The organism is Pedomonas sp. (genome assembly GCF_036515995.1).
Taxonomy (GTDB): Bacteria; Pseudomonadota; Alphaproteobacteria; order Sphingomonadales; family Sphingomonadaceae; genus Pedomonas.
On the sequence record NZ_DATBUP010000001.1, the window covers coordinates 1 to 15,189 of the forward strand.

Annotated in this window: 17 protein-coding genes and 1 pseudogene; 9 read left to right on the plus strand and 9 right to left on the minus strand. The window is 61.6% G+C overall.

Going from position 1 to position 15,189, the window contains the following annotated elements:
• Positions 1-391: 391 nt before the first annotated feature.
• The 4 genes from flgF to flgH all read left to right on the plus strand — a co-directional run bounded on the left by flgF (position 392) and on the right by flgH (position 3,257).
• Complete coding sequence (flgF, locus tag VIG90_RS00005) at positions 392-1,132, plus strand: flagellar basal-body rod protein FlgF (RefSeq protein WP_331591278.1); 741 nt, start codon at positions 392-394, stop codon at positions 1,130-1,132.
• Positions 1,133-1,168: 36 nt separating this feature from the next.
• Positions 1,169-1,954: a flagellar basal-body rod protein FlgG gene (gene flgG / locus VIG90_RS00010; protein WP_331591279.1), complete on the plus strand. Its 786-nt coding sequence runs from the start codon at positions 1,169-1,171 to the stop codon at positions 1,952-1,954.
• 6 nt (positions 1,955-1,960) lie between these two features.
• A complete protein-coding gene (gene flgA, locus VIG90_RS00015; RefSeq protein ID WP_331591280.1) occupies positions 1,961-2,446 on the plus strand; it encodes a flagellar basal body P-ring formation chaperone FlgA in 486 nt (161 codons plus the stop codon).
• A 67-nt stretch (positions 2,447-2,513) separates the two neighbouring features.
• Positions 2,514-3,257, plus strand: a complete 744-nt coding sequence (flgH, locus tag VIG90_RS00020; protein WP_331591281.1) for a flagellar basal body L-ring protein FlgH — start codon at positions 2,514-2,516, stop codon at positions 3,255-3,257.
• 195 nt (positions 3,258-3,452) lie between these two features.
• On the opposite strand, the gene dksA is transcribed toward flgH, so the two are convergent.
• Together dksA and VIG90_RS00030 are read right to left on the minus strand one after the other, a co-directional pair.
• A complete protein-coding gene (gene dksA / locus VIG90_RS00025; RefSeq protein ID WP_331591282.1) occupies positions 3,453-3,965 on the minus strand; it encodes an RNA polymerase-binding protein DksA in 513 nt (170 codons plus the stop codon).
• Between the two features lie 78 nt (positions 3,966-4,043).
• Positions 4,044-4,472: a flagellar assembly protein FliX gene (locus tag VIG90_RS00030; RefSeq protein ID WP_331591283.1), complete on the minus strand. Its 429-nt coding sequence runs from the start codon at positions 4,470-4,472 to the stop codon at positions 4,044-4,046.
• A gap of 120 nt (positions 4,473-4,592) precedes the next feature.
• On the opposite strand from VIG90_RS00030, the gene VIG90_RS00035 reads away from it, so the two are divergent.
• From VIG90_RS00035 to glpD, 5 genes are all read left to right on the plus strand, one after another.
• On the plus strand, positions 4,593-5,729 hold the full coding sequence (locus VIG90_RS00035; RefSeq protein ID WP_331591284.1) for a flagellar basal body P-ring protein FlgI: 1,137 nt from the start codon (positions 4,593-4,595) through the stop codon (positions 5,727-5,729).
• Entirely contained in the window at positions 5,729-6,037 is a 309-nt protein-coding gene (locus tag VIG90_RS00040) for a rod-binding protein (protein WP_331591285.1), read from the plus strand. The genes VIG90_RS00035 and VIG90_RS00040 overlap by 1 nt, the downstream gene beginning before the upstream one ends.
• Positions 6,037-6,513 carry a hypothetical protein gene (locus tag VIG90_RS00045; RefSeq protein WP_331591286.1) on the plus strand — a complete coding sequence of 159 codons (477 nt, stop codon included), beginning with the start codon at positions 6,037-6,039 and terminating at the stop codon, positions 6,511-6,513. The genes VIG90_RS00040 and VIG90_RS00045 overlap by 1 nt, the downstream gene beginning before the upstream one ends.
• 100 nt (positions 6,514-6,613) lie before the next feature.
• On the plus strand, positions 6,614-8,146 hold the full coding sequence (locus tag VIG90_RS00050) for an FAD-dependent oxidoreductase (RefSeq protein ID WP_331591287.1): 1,533 nt from the start codon (positions 6,614-6,616) through the stop codon (positions 8,144-8,146).
• A gap of 58 nt (positions 8,147-8,204) precedes the next feature.
• Positions 8,205-9,740 (plus strand): glycerol-3-phosphate dehydrogenase, encoded by a 1,536-nt coding sequence (gene glpD / locus VIG90_RS00055; RefSeq protein ID WP_331591288.1) that lies wholly within the window; start codon positions 8,205-8,207, stop codon positions 9,738-9,740.
• Here the strand turns inward: glpD and flaF are convergent.
• The 7 genes and pseudogenes from flaF to VIG90_RS00090 all read right to left on the minus strand — a co-directional run.
• Positions 9,716-10,111 (minus strand): flagellar biosynthesis regulator FlaF, encoded by a 396-nt coding sequence (gene flaF, locus VIG90_RS00060; protein ID WP_331591289.1) that lies wholly within the window; start codon positions 10,109-10,111, stop codon positions 9,716-9,718. The genes glpD and flaF overlap by 25 nt on opposite strands.
• Entirely contained in the window at positions 10,089-10,508 is a 420-nt protein-coding gene (gene flbT / locus VIG90_RS00065; protein ID WP_331591290.1) for a flagellar biosynthesis repressor FlbT, read from the minus strand. The genes flaF and flbT overlap by 23 nt, the downstream gene beginning before the upstream one ends.
• A gap of 239 nt (positions 10,509-10,747) precedes the next feature.
• Entirely contained in the window at positions 10,748-11,623 is an 876-nt protein-coding gene (locus tag VIG90_RS00070; protein ID WP_331591291.1) for a flagellin, read from the minus strand.
• A gap of 305 nt (positions 11,624-11,928) precedes the next feature.
• A complete protein-coding gene (locus VIG90_RS00075; RefSeq protein ID WP_414695450.1) occupies positions 11,929-12,795 on the minus strand; it encodes a flagellin in 867 nt (288 codons plus the stop codon).
• Between the two features lie 235 nt (positions 12,796-13,030).
• A complete protein-coding gene (locus VIG90_RS00080; protein ID WP_331591293.1) occupies positions 13,031-13,456 on the minus strand; it encodes a flagellar protein FlaG in 426 nt (141 codons plus the stop codon).
• 124 nt (positions 13,457-13,580) lie between these two features.
• Entirely contained in the window at positions 13,581-14,447 is an 867-nt protein-coding gene (locus VIG90_RS00085; protein ID WP_331591294.1) for a flagellin, read from the minus strand.
• Between the two features lie 315 nt (positions 14,448-14,762).
• Positions 14,763-15,189: pseudogene (locus VIG90_RS00090) on the minus strand (pyridine nucleotide-disulfide oxidoreductase); the annotation flags it as partial.

Here is a 15,189-nt window from a genome sequence, read left to right on the forward strand (position 1 = left end):
CGCCGATGAGCAGCAGAAGAACCGGCGCGGCGATCAGCACGATGCGCTTGCCGCTCCACTTCTTGCGCTTCAGTTCGACCTCGCCTTCTGCGCCGTCGAGGCCCGAATTGTTCTCTTCCGCCATTTACGCCCTCAAGGACCCAGCGCAGCGTCCTGCTGCGTACGGGCAGAAGGTACGCACTCAAGGTTAACAACATCTTGATTAACGGCCTCCGGGCAGAGTTCACCCGGCAAAAAATGACCACCTCGGAATCTTCTAAGGCTCTCCGCCCGCTCAATCCCTTGAAAATCCGCCATTCCAGAAGTTGGCATCGGAATTGCTTAGGTATTGGTGAACGCACCAAAACCGGGGCGATTAGGGCGAGAAGCCGCCAAAAAGGATGGCAGACCGATGGATACACTGAACTACGTTGCTCTTTCGCATCAGATGGCGCTCCAGCGTCAGATGTCAGTAATTGCGAACAACGTCGCTAACATGAACACGGCGGGCTACAAGCGCGAGGACGCCCTGTTCCAGTCGTATCTGGAGCAAATGAAGTCTGCCCCGACCCGTTCGGCCCGCCCGGTTTCCTTCGTGCTTGACCAGGGCATGACGCGCGATCTGGAACAGGGCGAGTTCACCCTGACCAACGATCCGCTGAATGCCGCCATCAACGGCGACGGCTTCTTCACGGTACGGACACCCGAGGGAGAGACCGCCTACACCCGCAACGGCAAGTTCCGCCTGTCCGGCGACGGCTTTCTCGTCACTGCCGAAGGCGCGCAGGTGCTGAACGCCGAGGGCCAGCCCATCCAGTTTCAGGTGGAAGACACCGATCTCACCATCGCGGAAGACGGCACCGTCTCCACCAACAACGGCGTGGTCGGCCGCCTTGGCATCACCCAGTTCGACAACCCCTACCTGCTGGACAAGCTGGGCGGCACCTACCTGACGGGCGAAGGCGGCCAGATGCTGCCCGCCGATCAGGTCCACCTCAAGACCGGCGTGATCGAGGCCTCCAACGTCAAGGCGATCAAGGAAGTCGCCCACATGACGGAAGTGATGCGCTCCTACCAGTCCACCAGCCGACTGCTCGACCGCTACAACGATATTCGCCAGCAAGGCATCGAGCGCCTTGCCCGGGTGCAATAACGACTTCGCCCGGCAAGGCACGAAAGGAAAAGTTCCATGCGCGCACTGAGCATCGCATCGACCGGCATGCTGGCCCAGCAGATGAACGTGGAGGTCATCTCCAACAACATCGCCAACATGAACACCACCGGCTTCAAGCGGAACCGGGCGGAATTTCAGGATCTGCTGTACCAGAACGTGCGCCGTGTCGGCGCCCAGACCTCAGAGGCGGACACCCGCGTCGCCACCGGCGTGCAGATCGGCCTCGGCGTGCGGGCGGCGGGCGTCTACCGCATCGCCGAGCAGGGTAACCTCACCCTCACCTCCAACACATATGACCTCGCCATCGACGGCCGCGGCTACTTCCGTGTCGAGCTGCCGACCGGCGAGGAAGCCTACACCCGCGCCGGCTCCTTCCAGCTGTCGGATCAGGGCGAGCTGGTGACCGCAGACGGCTACCGCGTGCTGCCGGGCATCATCGTGCCGCCCGACGCCGTTGACGTGACCATCTCGGACGACGGCACCGTACAGGTGAAGCAGGCCGGTCAGGTGGAATACCAGACCGTGGGCCAGATCGATCTGGCCATGTTCCCGAACGAGGCTGGCCTTGAGAGCATCGGCGACAACTTCCTGAAGGAAACCGCGTCGTCGGGTGTTCCGACCATCGGCATCCCGACCCAGGAAGGCTTCGGCAAGCTGCGTCAGGGCATGCTCGAGACCTCCAACGTCAACCCGGTCAGTGAAATCACGTCTCTCATCACGGCGCAGCGCGCCTACGAGATGAACTCGAAGGTCATCCAGACCGTCGATGAGATGATGAACGCCACCAACCAGATCCGGTAACGCGCCATGAACCGTCTTCGCACTTTCGCCATCGCCGCCGCCGTTCTGGCCATTGCCGCTCCCTCGGGAGCCGCCGCCCAGCAGCAGACGGTCGAGATCGCCGTACTTAGCTCCGCCGTTCAGGCGGGCGAGATCATCAGCGCCAGCGACCTGGAAACCCAGGCCGTGGATGCCCGCAAGGCCCGCGGCGCGCTCGGCATGGAAGAAATTGCCGGGCTGGAAGCTCGCCGCCCGCTGTCTGCCGGTGCTCCGGTGCGCGCCCATGACCTGCGCCAACCCAACCTCATCAAGAAGGGTCAGGCCGTCACCATGGTCGTCAGCCATGGCAACCTCACCATCGCCGCCAAGGGCAAGGCGCTGGAGGATGGCTCCAAGGGCAGCATCGTTCGTGTCCAGAACATCAACTCGAACCAGGTGATTCAGGGCGAAGTGACGGCAACCGGCCTCGTGTCGGTCAGCTCGGGCGGCATGGCGCTGCTCGCCGGCCTCTGATCAGCCATCAAAACACAATAAACAAAACAAAGCCTAACAGCGACCAGACCAGACAAGGGTGAACATCATGTGGATCCGTCTCATTGCCATCGGCCTTGCAGCCTCCACCCTTTCCGCATGCGGCACTGCCGAGCGCGTCGCCAACATCGGCCGCGCCCCGAAGCTGTCCCCCATCGAGGGCGTGACCGCGCCCAGCATGCAGGCCTCGCTGGCCAACCAGCAGCAGATGGCCGCCGTGCGCTCCGGCGAAGCCGCCCAGCAGGCCGAGAATGGCACCTCGCTGTGGCGCTCCGGCTCGCGCGCCTTCTTCCGTGATCCGCGCGCCTCGCAAGTGGGTGACATCCTGACCGTGCAGATCGCCATCTCCGATCAGGCGCAGGTAAACAACACCACCTCCCGTAGCCGCAGCAATTCCGAGAACGCCGGCATTCCGGGCCTCCTCGGCCTCGAGAAGCACCTGCCGGGCGACCCCTCCTCGCTGGTAGACGCCACCTCCAAGTCCGCAAGCTCGGGCTCCGGCCAGGTCAACCGCAAGGAAAACATCAGCCTGACGGTTGCCGCCATCGTGACCGGCGTGCTGCCCAACGGCAACCTGGTCATTCAGGGCAAGCAGGAAGTTCGGGTGAACTACGAAGTGCGCGAACTGGTCATTGCGGGCCTCGTGCGGCCGGAAGACATCAGCCGCGCCAACACGATCAATCACACCCAGATCGCCGAGGCGCGCATCTCGTACGGTGGCCGCGGTCAGCTGACCGACGTGCAGCAGGCCCGTTACGGCCAGCAGCTGTATGACGCCCTCTTCCCGTTCTGATGCATGGCGGGCAGTTTCTTCCCTGCCCTTGCTGAACATGAAAGCCGGAGGATGTCATATCCGCCGGCTTTTGTGCCGGTGATGGCCAGACCATAAAAAAAGGCGGCCGAAACAATGGCCGCCGTTTTTTCAAAACTCGTTATGCCCCGTCGGAGTTATCCCCCACTCCGGCTCCGGGCCGCGCGATCTGAAAGATCAGTCTTCGCGCGTTACCTTTTCCATGCGCTCGTGACGCTCCTGCGCCTCCAGCGTCATGGTGGCAATCGGTCGGGCTTCCAGCCGCTGCAAGGAAATCGGGTCGCCCGTCACCTCGCAGAAACCGTATTCCCCCGTCTCGATCCGGCGCAGTGCAGCATCGATCTTGGAGATCAGCTTGCGCTGGCGGTCACGGGTCCGCAACTCAATGGACCAGTCTGTTTCGGAAGATGCGCGATCGGTCACATCCGGTTCGCGCAGAGATTCACTCTGAAGCGTTTCAAGAGTTTCGCGCGCCTCTCGGAGGATGTCCTCCTTCCAGGCGATGAGCTTGCGGCGGAAATATTCCTGCTGCAAGGGATTCATGAACTCCTCGTCAGCCGAGGGGATGTACCCCTCCGGGAGTTCAACGATTGGCTGCTGAGTTTTGGTGGCAGCCTCTTTGTCGATCAAAAGCTCCTCCGGACCGTTGCCGTTCAGACGTTCGTGGGTTTCATTCAAAGTACTACCCATCATACCTCCGACGCTCCCCGCAATTCGGTGACGCGGCTTATAAAAGGTTCGCAGCCGTTGAACAAGTGAACGATTTTCCTAAAACGCAATTTCTATTCCGTATTTGGCAAGTTCGACTGCAACTCTCAGTTCGATCTCGGCCAAGATACTGTCCAGATTTGGATCGCCTGCGTTTTGATATGTCCGCACCTTTGAGGCCAAGGCATTGAGTTGACTTACACTGAGGGTGCCGAGCAGCAACGCGCGCTGCATCCCTTCCAGTTCGTCAAGCAGATCACGTCCCCACTTCAGACCGCGGGAGCGGCCCTGCGTCGCATCCTCGGCTTGTTGCGCCGCCAGAATAGCACCGACGTTGGCGACAGGCCCGGTACCGGACAGGCCGGCGGCCGCTGGCGCTTCATCCGCACCCAGCAGGCTGGAAAAGCCGGAACCGGCGTTCACGCCGCCTTTGTCCCCCGCACGCCGGGCTGTGGCGGCCTGGGTGCGTACAGGGTCCTGAATTCTCATGGCCTGCGATCCTGCATCCCTATGGTTGCCAAATTATGGAGACCCGCCTGGATCAAAGTTGGCACGGTATTAGCATGGATAACTCGGAAATCGAAGAAAACGATGCGAGGCAGGAAAAATATGCCGCTCTTCTACCGCTCGATCCCGAAATGGATAGGCAGCCTCTGCCTTGCCGTGGCCCTTCTTGCCGGGGGCTCCGCGCCTGCAGCAGCCAACTCCCGCATCAAGGACATCGTTGATTTTGAGAACGTTCGCGAGAACCAGCTGATCGGTTACGGCCTTGTCGTCGGCCTCAACGGCACGGGCGACATGCTTCGCAACGCCCCGTTCACGGAACAGTCGCTCAAGAGCATGCTCGACCGGCTCGGCATCAACATGCGCGACCTGAAAATGAACACGAAGAACGTGGCAGCCGTGACCGTTACGGCAACGCTGCCCCCGTTCGCACGCAAGGGCTCGCGAATCGATGTGCAGATTTCCGCCATGGGCGATGCGTCGAGCCTGCAGGGCGGCACCCTGCTCATCACACCGCTGATGGGTATGGACGGCGAGGTTTACGCCGTGGCGCAGGGTTCGGTCGCCGTTTCCGGCTTCGAAGCCAAGGGCGCGGCGCAGAGCATCTCGCGCGGGGTCACCACTTCTGCCCGCATCACCAACGGCGGCATCGTCGAGCAGGAAGTGCAGTTCGCACTGGCGCAAATGAACACCATGCGGCTGGCACTGAAGAACCCGGATTTCACTACGGCGGAGCGGATCGCCTCCACCATCAACTCTGCACAGGGCACGCCGGTTGCGCGCATGCTGGACCCAACCACCGTGCAACTCGACCTGCCGAGCGGCTATCGTTACGGTATGGCCCATTTCATCAGCGAGATTGAGCGCCTGCCGGTCTCGGTGGACCAGCCCGCCCGCATCGTGGTGGATGAAGCCTCCGGCACCATCGTGATGGGCGCGGACGTGAAGGTCAGCCGCGTTGCCATCGCGCAGGGCAACCTGACCATCCGTGTCACGGAAATGCCGCAGGTCTCCCAGCCCAACCCATTCTCACAGGGCGGCCAAACCGCAGTCGTGCCGCGTACCAACATCGAGGTGGACGATGGCACCGGCAAGCAGCTTGGCGTCCTGGAAACCGGCGTCTCATTGCAGGATCTGGTCAACGGCCTGAATGCGCTGGGCGTCACCCCCCGTGATCTCATCACCATCCTGCAGGCCCTGCGCGCCGCGGGTGCCCTGCAAGCCGAAGTGGAAGTGTTCTGATGAACGCACTCGCATCCTCGCCCGCCGCCACGGCGTCCGCCTCCCTGATGGCGGGCCGCCCTGTCCCCACGGCCAGCCCGCAGACCCGGGCTGCCCTTGAGGAGTTCGAATCCGTACTGATCGGCGAGATGGTCAACACCATGTTCTCCACCGTCGAGACCGACAGCATGTTCGGCGGCGGTCAGGCAGAAGAGGTCTATCGCAGCATGATGGGTCAGGAGATGGGCCGGGAGATTGCCCGGCGCGGCGGCCTCGGCCTGACGCCTGCGCTGCTGAACGAAGTCATCCGCATGCAGGGAGCCCAGTGATGAACCCCGCTCTTGCCGCACAATTGCAGGCATCCGCCGCGCCGCAGGACCTGGGTCAGCACCTGACCGAGCTGCTGGACGTGGTTCAGCGTCTCATTCTGCTGGTGGAAACCGAGAACCGGCTGCTGGAAACCGAGCGCCCCTCCGCCATCCAGCCGCTGCTGGAGGAAAAGGGCCGTCTTTCATCGGTTCTGGCCTATGGGCTCCAGAGCCTCAAGAAGAACCCGGCCGCGCTTGAAGGTGTTGACCGCGGCCTGCGCGCCAGCCTGTCCAGCGCGCTGGCGACCTTTCAGGAGCTGGTGTTGACCAACGGTCGCATCGTGCTGCGGCTGAAAAGTGTCAGCGAAGGCATCCTCAATGCCATTGTCGAGGAGAGCCAGAAGGGCAAGCGCACCACTCCAACCTATTCGGCAGGTCTCACCCCGCCTGCGCCCCGGGCGCCCGCGGCCTCCATCGCCTTCAACGCGACCATCTGAGGAGATTCCGCTGGCAGTCAGCCGAACGGGACCAAGCGGAACTCATTGCACAGCCGAGGGTTCACCCTGAACCAACATCGGCAATGGCAAGGAGCGTCCCATGAATGTCTCGATGGAACGCAGTGTTCCCGTTTGGATGGCGTCTGGCCCGGTAGCGGATGCCCCCCTGCTCCGTTCCGATGAGCATGCCGATGTGGTCATCGTTGGCGCCGGCATCGCAGGACTGTCCACCGCCTATGAACTGATGCGCGCAGGCAAGTCAGTCATCGTCATCGACCGGGGCCCGATCGGCGGCGGCATGAGTTCGCGTACGACCGCGCACCTCGCCTCGGCGCTGGATGATTTCTACCACCGCCTTATCAGCCGCCGCGGTCTGGAAACCGCCCGCCGCTATTTCAACAGCCAGGCGGCGGCGATCGACCGCATTGAAGCCATTCAGCAGCACGAGGGGATCGACTGTGATTTCGTCCGCCTCGACGGCTATTTCTTCCTATCTCCAGGTGACGATGAATCCTTGCTGGAACAGGAGATCGATGCCTGCGAGCAGATCGGCTTCAACGGCGTATCATGGGTGGAGCGTGCTCCGGTTCCGGGCGTCGATACCGGCCGCTCGCTTCGGTTTCCGCGTCAAGGGCGCTTCCACCCGCGCAAGTACATGGCGGGTCTTGCCCGCGCCATTCTGCGCGACGGTGGGCGGCTTTACGCGAACACCCCCGTCACCGGGTTTCAGGAAACCGCCGATGGCGTCACCCTCACCGCCGGACACGGGCACAAGATCCACGCTCAAGCGGCGGTGGTGGCCACCAACTCTCCGGTGAATGACAGGGTGGCGGTTCACACCAAGCAGCCGCCCTACCGCACCTATGTCATCGCGGGTCCCGTCGAGGCCGGGTCGGTGCCGGATGCCCTCGTCTGGGATACGCAGGAAGCCTACCACTACGTTCGTATTCAGCCGACAGGCGGGGCAGAGGATATCCTCATCATCGGCGGCGAGGACCACAAGACCGGCACGGTCCATGATATGGGGGACCGCTTCGCAGCGCTGGAAGAATGGACGCGCCGCCATTACCCCCAGCTACAGTCGATCGAGTACCGCTGGTCCGGCCAGGTCATGGAGCCGGTGGACTACCTGCCCTTCACCGGCCTCAACCACGGCAACACCCATATCTACATTCATACCGGCGATTCCGGGCAAGGCATGACCAATGGCGTCGCCGGAGCCATGATCCTGCGCGACCTCATTCTGGGGCTGGACAACAGCTGGGCCGAAGTGACGGACCCGCAACGCATCTCCCTGTCTGCTGCCGGCGAGTTCCTGAAGGAGAACATCGAGGCTGCAACCCACTGGGTCGAGCATCTGACTGCCGGCGAAGTGTCTTCAACGAACGATATCCAGCCGGGTCAGGGTGCCGTCATTCGCGACGGCCTGAAGAAGCTGGCCGTGTTCCGGGACGAAAGCGGCACCCTTCATGCCCGCTCTGCAACGTGCAGCCATGCGGGCTGCGTAGTGCACTGGAACCCGTTCGAGCGCTGCTGGGACTGCCCCTGCCACGGCTCCCACTTTGCCGTGGACGGCTCCGTCCTCAACGGTCCGGCTATCTCGCCCCTCGCCAAGGCGGACTACGAGGAATAGGCAGAAAACCACGCCTTCCCGCCCCGCACGGGCTTTACCGTGACCTCGGCGGGCCATCGTGGTACACACCGCCGCTATGGTTGAAGCGGTTGATCTGTTCATCATTGGCGGAGGCATCAACGGTGCAGGCATTGCGCGTGATGCCATCGGCCGGGGCCTCAGCGTTTTCCTTGCCGAGCAGGCAGACTACGGCTCGGCCACCTCATCGGCCTCCAGCAAGCTGATCCACGGCGGTCTGCGCTACCTGGAGCAGCGGGAGTTCCGCCTCGTTCGGGAGTCCCTGCGGGAGCGCGACGTCATGCTGCGCATCGCCCCGCATCTGGTGGAACCCGTCCGTTTCCTCGTGCCGATTGCACGCCAGCAGCGTCGCCCGGCGTGGATGGTGCGACTGGGCCTACACCTCTACGACTGGCTGGCAGCAAGCAGCCTCATGCCGCGCTCCGGCAGGATCGACGAGGACATGCTGGCCGAGACCGGCCTTCAGACCGGCGACCTGCGCTCTGTCCTGCACTACAGCGACTGTCAGGTGGACGACGCACGACTGACACTCGTGACGCTGCTGGATGCCCGCGCCCGTGGGGCGATCATTCGCAATTATTGCAAGGTTGTCGCCGTCACGCCGATGGCACAGGGTTACCGGCTGACCTGCGTTGACGAAAAAGGCATGGATTTCATCGTCATGGCTCGCGCGGTCGTGAACGCTGCAGGGCCATGGGCCGACCCGGTGCTGCGCCTGCTGCCGGGATACGAGAGCGCCAAGGCGCGCATCCGCCTCGTGCGGGGCAGCCACATCGTCGTGCGCGCAACGGACGGCACCCCGCCCGACGCCTTCACGCTGCAGGCAGACGACGGTCGGGTGGTTTTCGTGCTGCCCTGGCTGGACAATCGATACCGCATCATCGGCACCACGGACGTTGATCATCAGGGCGACCCCGGCCAGCCCGAGTGCTCCGAGGCCGAGCGGGAATATCTGCTGGCGGCCTACAACAGCTTCTTCACTCACGACCTGACTGCTGAAGACGTCGTGTGGAGCTGGTCAGGCGTGCGCTCGCTGGTAGACGACGGCTCGGCCAGTCCGAGCGCGGTCAGCCGCGAGTACCGGCTGGAGGCGATCCGCCACGGGCCCGGCGTGTTTCTGAGCGTACTGGGCGGCAAGATCACCAGCCACCGGCCGCTGGCGGCAGAGGTCATGCAGAAATTGCGCCCGGTTTTCTGCGATCTGGGACCGGACTGGACCGCAAGCGCACCACTGATGGGCGGCTCGCTCTCGCGATCGGCGCTAGAGCAGCTGTGGCAGGTTGGGCCAATCGGCATCCCCGAGGAAACACGGCGGCGCTGGGCTTACACCTACGGCTCGGAAACCCCTGTTCTGTTCAGGATGTGGGTGGAAGATCCGCAGGCGCGCGCCGAAATTGCGCCCGGCACTTTCGCGGCAGAACTGCGCTATGCCCTTGCGGTGGAAGACGTGCGCCGACCCGAGGATTTCCTCATGCGGCGCACTAAGCTGTTCCTCGAGCTGAGCGAGGGCGAACGGCAGACGATAACCGACTGGGTTCTGGAGCGCTCCCGTCAGGCCTGCGATGCAATCGGCTGATGGCCGGCCTGTGCGGCTAGCTGGGCCTGCATCGCAAGACCTTCCATGATCGCCTTGTTCACATCGATCAGCGCGTCGATGTCACCCTTGCTGCGCATCACGTCAGACGTGTAACGGTTGACCCACAGTGCAAGGCTGATGATCTGCGCCCGGAGCTCCTTCGGCAAGGCATTGTCAGCCGAGCTGCAATCGGACGAGAGCGTGGACCACAGCCGGCGATTCCAGTCGAGCGCTTCCATCAGCGCGCCGCCTGTCGCCTCTGTTTCCTTCGCCCGGATGAGCGAGCCGGTTACCTGCGCGAACAGCCGGTACTCCGTCTGGCGCGGTGATTCAGCAACCTGCTGGACCCTACGATAGGCTTGAAGCGACATCGTTCTGGAATACCCCTAAAACCTTGGCTTCGTAATCGACGATCTTCCGGCAGCCCGTGAGCGCGCGGTAGTATTCGCCCTTCATCATATCCATCGAGATCTGGACGCAGATCAGCTTCATTTCCTGATTCTCGATCGCGCTCATGAAGTCACTCATGCGCTCGACGAAGGTCTGGTAATAACTTTGGGCACGCTCGCTATCGAGGTAGGAGAGCATCACGGCAAAATAGATGCGCTTGGCGGGTGTGGTCGCCTGCGCTTCGGTCATGATGTCCCGCTCGCGCAGGATCGAAACCTTGTTCTGAATGACGAAGGCCGAGCGCCGGTCGCCATTGGTCAGCACGGCTCCGTTGACGACGAACTTTTCGCCCGGCTTCAGCGAAATCTTGAGCGCCATGGTCTTGCCGTCTCCTCTGCACCACCCTGGGGATCGTATATCCTGATGGCAAATGAATGGTTAACGTTTGCCATCCTGCCCCTGCATCGACCGTTCAGGGAGGGGAAAAAGGGCCGGCCCGAAGGCCGGCCAGGAGTATCCACAAGGGTGAGTGGATTTCTGCCCTGCGAAGGACGCGGCGGCCGGCGCCTGGAAAGCCTGAACGCGCCGCCATCTTCGCGGGTTTGTATGAAACTGGGTCAGCCCTTGTTGAACAGGCTGAGAATGGATTGCGGCTGCTGGTTGGCGATGGAAAGCGCCTGTGTTCCCAGCTGCTGCTTCACCTGAAGCGCGGTCAGACGGGCGGATTCACGCGCCATGTCCGCATCCACCATGTTACCGATGCCGGTCTCCACGGTGTCTCCCAGCTTGACCAGAAAGGTAGACTGACGCTCCATCGAGTTGGAGCCCGCACCCATTACGGTCAGGGCTTCGCTGACGTTCTTGATCGACGCATCGATGGTGGCGATCAGCGCCTCGGCTTCCACCGCGTCGGTGAACGTGGTGTCCTGAGCCAGCTGAATGGCGTTACCTGCTGGCGGCGTGGTCCCGGCCGGTGCCAGCTGGAGATTCTGGCGCGGCACCTGAATTTTCAGCGTTGCATCGACACTGACCAGCGCCACGAGAGTCGCCGGCTTAGTCGGCGGGTTGGCCGGACCGTCGATCATGTTCGTGCCGTTGAAGGTGGCGTTCTTGGCCATGGTGACGATCTGATCGCGCAACCGGTTGAAATCTTCCTGCAGCGCCTCGCGGCTTTCGTCAGGCAAGCCGTCATCTGCCGCCTGCGTCACCTTCTCCTTCATGTCGATCAGCAGTTCCTGGATCGATTCCGCGGCCGCCATGGAGATGTCGAGTACGGAGGTTGCACGATCGAGGGAGCTTTTGACCGCTTCAAGCCCCTGCCGGTCCGCACGCAGATTCTGGGCAATGGCGAAGATCGCGGCATTGTCCTTGGCGCTGTTCACTTCAAGGCCGGTGTTGACGCGCAGTTGGGTTTCACCAAGCTGGTCGGTGGTGCGGTTCAAGCTTTGCAGTGCATTCAGTGCTGCGGCGTTGGTATTGATCGACAGGGTCATGTTTTACACTCCTTAAACCGGGCCTTTCTGCCCGGCCAATCTCGCAAGGAATAAAAGCAAGTCCCGTGCCAAATCCTGAGTAAAAGTTATCTCATTGATTTTAAATAGATATTTATTGAAGAGCGATGTGTATTTGGCATCTTCCGGCAGTTTATGCCTTCCAATGATCAGCCAAAATTCACACCCGGCAATTTTTGACCGCCCTGCTACGGGGGCGGGGCAGCCCGGCTCCATCTGGTCCGGACAAGCGAACGGGCGAGGTGTTGCCACCCCGCCCGTTATGACTTCTCACCGACGTCGTGCGCTTAGTTACGGAACAGCGACATGATCGACTGCGGTGCCTGGTTGGCGATCGACAGTGCCTGCAGGCCCAGCTGCTGCTTGGTCTGCAGAGCGTTCAGTCGAGCGCTTTCCTTGGCCAGATCGGCGTCCACAAGGTTGCCGATACCGGTTTCGATGCTATCGCTCAGCTTCGTCACGAAGGTCTGCTGTGCCGAGAGCTGCCGGGAGGCAGAACCCAGAGCGCTCAGCTCGGCCTTCATGGCGTCGATGGCAGCAACCACGGCGGTCGCCGAGGTGCCTGCATCAGCTGCGCCGGTCGTTGCGTCCGTCCAGTCAGCAGCAACCGAAGTACCGGCTGCTACGAAGGCTTCGAGCGCACCGCCCGTGCCGTCGAGATCGAGGTTGTCTACCGACAGCTTTTCGGTTGCATCGGTGTTGAGCAGCGCCTCGATCTTGTCACCGGTCGCGCCGCCGGTCAGGATGTTGGAGCCATTGAACTCAGCAGACTTGATGTAGGTCTTGATCTGATCAATCTGCTTGTTGAAGTCGTCCTGGAGAGCCTCACGGCTCGCTGCGTCCATGCCAGTGTCGGAAGCGGCGGTTGCCTTTTCCTTCATCGTGATCAGAACGTCCGAGATCGACTCCGCGGCCGAAATCGCCACGTCGAGCGTGCTCTGGGCACGGTCGAGCGACGACTTGACAGCGTTCAGTCCTCCAATATCCGCACGGAGATCCTGCGCAATGGCATAGGTCGCGCTGTCATCCTTCGTGGACGCAACCTTCAAACCGGTATTGATCCGGTTCTGGACAACACTCATGTCCTGGTTGGTTTGCGACAGGTTCTGCAAAGCGACAAATGCCCCGACGTTGGTATTCACTGAGAAGTTCAGCATGTTGCTCTCCATTCTGGAAAGGTTATGCCCGGCATTCGGCCAGGTTGGGCGTTTTGCCCGTACCTATCTCAGCAAGGCCCGTGCCAATCCGCGGAGCCAGAGCAGTTATCAATATAAGCCACTGATAATAAAACAAAAAAAGACGGCGCATGTTTGGTGCGCCGTCCAGTTCTTCTCAGTAAAGCAGTCAAAACTTGCCGGGCAAAAAACTCCAGCTCGTCGTGCAGGATGGTCAAGCTTGCCGGTCTAGGACCTTTCCGATCATCGCTTGGCGGAAACGTGCCAGGGACTCCAGTACCTCTTCCGCCGGGAACTGCTTGACCACCTCGTCGGTGTGCGGATCCCGGAACTCGTAAACAAAGCGTCCTGTATCGTCGTCCTTCCGGATCACCAGCTTGGAGCCAGCGTCAATGGCGGCTCCGGCGTCTTCGATCGCGGTGCGAACGACCTCTGCGGTGCGCCGCTGAATCTCTTCAGCAGTTTCAGCACCACTATCGCCGTTTTGAGTTTGCGCGGACGAACTTCCATTCCGCAAACCCGAACCGGCGGAAACTCCATCGACAGGCACTATGCGCGAGATTTGAGAAGCCCCCGCCGGGGCGCCTCCGCTGGAAACGAGAGCAGGAGCGCTGAGCCCTGCAGGCGCAACCCTGTCCATTTGCTCACCCTTGTGTCAGGTCAGCCCCTGTGTTGCCCGCTTTTTATGTCTGGACCGGGCTTTCGGGCTGGGACGAAGCGGAGAGGCCGAATGCCTCTCCGCTTGCCATGTCCTACCGCTCTTATTAGCGGAACAGGCTGAGGATCGACTGCGGCGCCTGGTTGGCGATCGACAGTGCCTGCAGGCCCAGCTGCTGCTTGGTCTGCAGTGCCTGAAGACGGGCGCTTTCCTTAGCGAGATCGGCGTCCACGAGGTTGCCGATACCAGCTTCGATGCTGTCGCTCAGCTTGGTCACGAAGGTCTGCTGGCCAGAAATCTGGCGCGAAGCAGAACCCAGCTCGCTCAGCTTGCTCTTCAGGGCGTCGATGGCATCGGTAACGGCAGTGGCAGACGTGCCTGCTGCAGTTGCACCGGTATCCGCATCGCTCCAGTCGGCAGCCTGCGAAGCGCCCCCGCTCACGAACGTCACGAGCGCGCCGCCCGTGCCGTCGAGGTCGAGGTTTTCCACCGTCAGCTTTTCAGTTGCATCGGTGTTGAGCAGCGCCTCGATCTTGTCACCGTCGGTCGCGCCGCCGGTCAGGATGTTGGAGCCGTTGAACTCTGCGGACTTCAGGTAGGTCTTGATCTGATCGATCTGCTTGTTGAAGTCGTCCTGGAGAGCCTCGCGGCTCGCCGCGTCCATACCGGTGTCGGAAGCGGCGGTGGCCTTTTCCTTCATCTGGACGAGAACGTCGGAGATCGATTCAGCAGCGGAGATCGCAACATCAAGGGTGCTCTGAGCGCGATCCAGCGACGACTTGACGGCGTTCAGGCCGCCGAGGTCGGCGCGCAGGCTTTGGGCGATCGCGTAGGTACCGGAGTCGTCCTTCGTCGAGGCGACCTTGAGGCCCGTATTGATGCGGCTCTGGGTGGTTTCGAGACCCTTGTTGGTGGCGTTCAGGGTCTGCAGGGCGACGAATGCACCCGTATTGGTATTGATCGAAAAACCCATTTTTGGGCTCCTTTATTCTAAAGGCTCAGTCCTGGGCGTTTTGCCCATGCAGGTTTCTACCTGCGCAGATAGCCACGCAATCCGCATGCCAGTTTCATGGTAAACTGCAGATTAACCATCGAGTCCGTGCAGAATGCCCGATATATTTTGCCCATCGGGAGGAAATTCCTGCCCATTGCCGATAGCACGAAAGGATTGGTGGGCACTTTGTGCCGGTCAATTATTGCCCAGCAGGCAATTTTTGCCGTTTCAGGCTCAGATTTCCCTTAATGGGAGCCTCGATCAACAGCTACAAGCAACCAAAACGTGCATTGTTTAACGTTCGCCACTGTTTGGGGAGAGCAGGCCCAGCATCTCCCCTACCCGTACAAACTTTTCCCGGGGCGCTCCAATGCGGGCACGGGCAATTTCTGCCGCGTCGATCTGCTTCCAGTCGCCAAAGGTTACGGCCCAGATGTCCCGCTGGCGAAGCAAGGCCTCCAACCCTTCCCGGCCCGACCGCTCACCGGTCAGGCCACATGCGGCGATCTTCTCGGCAATCAGAAATCCATCGGGCCGATTGGTGCCAATGGTGCCGGTCGGTCCGCGCCGCGCCCAGCCCACGCAATAGAGGCCGGATGCTATCTCACCATCGACATTCTCGAAGCGCCCACGTTCGTTGTCGAACGGCACGCCCGGTATGGACAGGGTTCGGTAACCAATGCAGGAGATGATGAGACCGGCGGGCAGATCGAACGTCTCT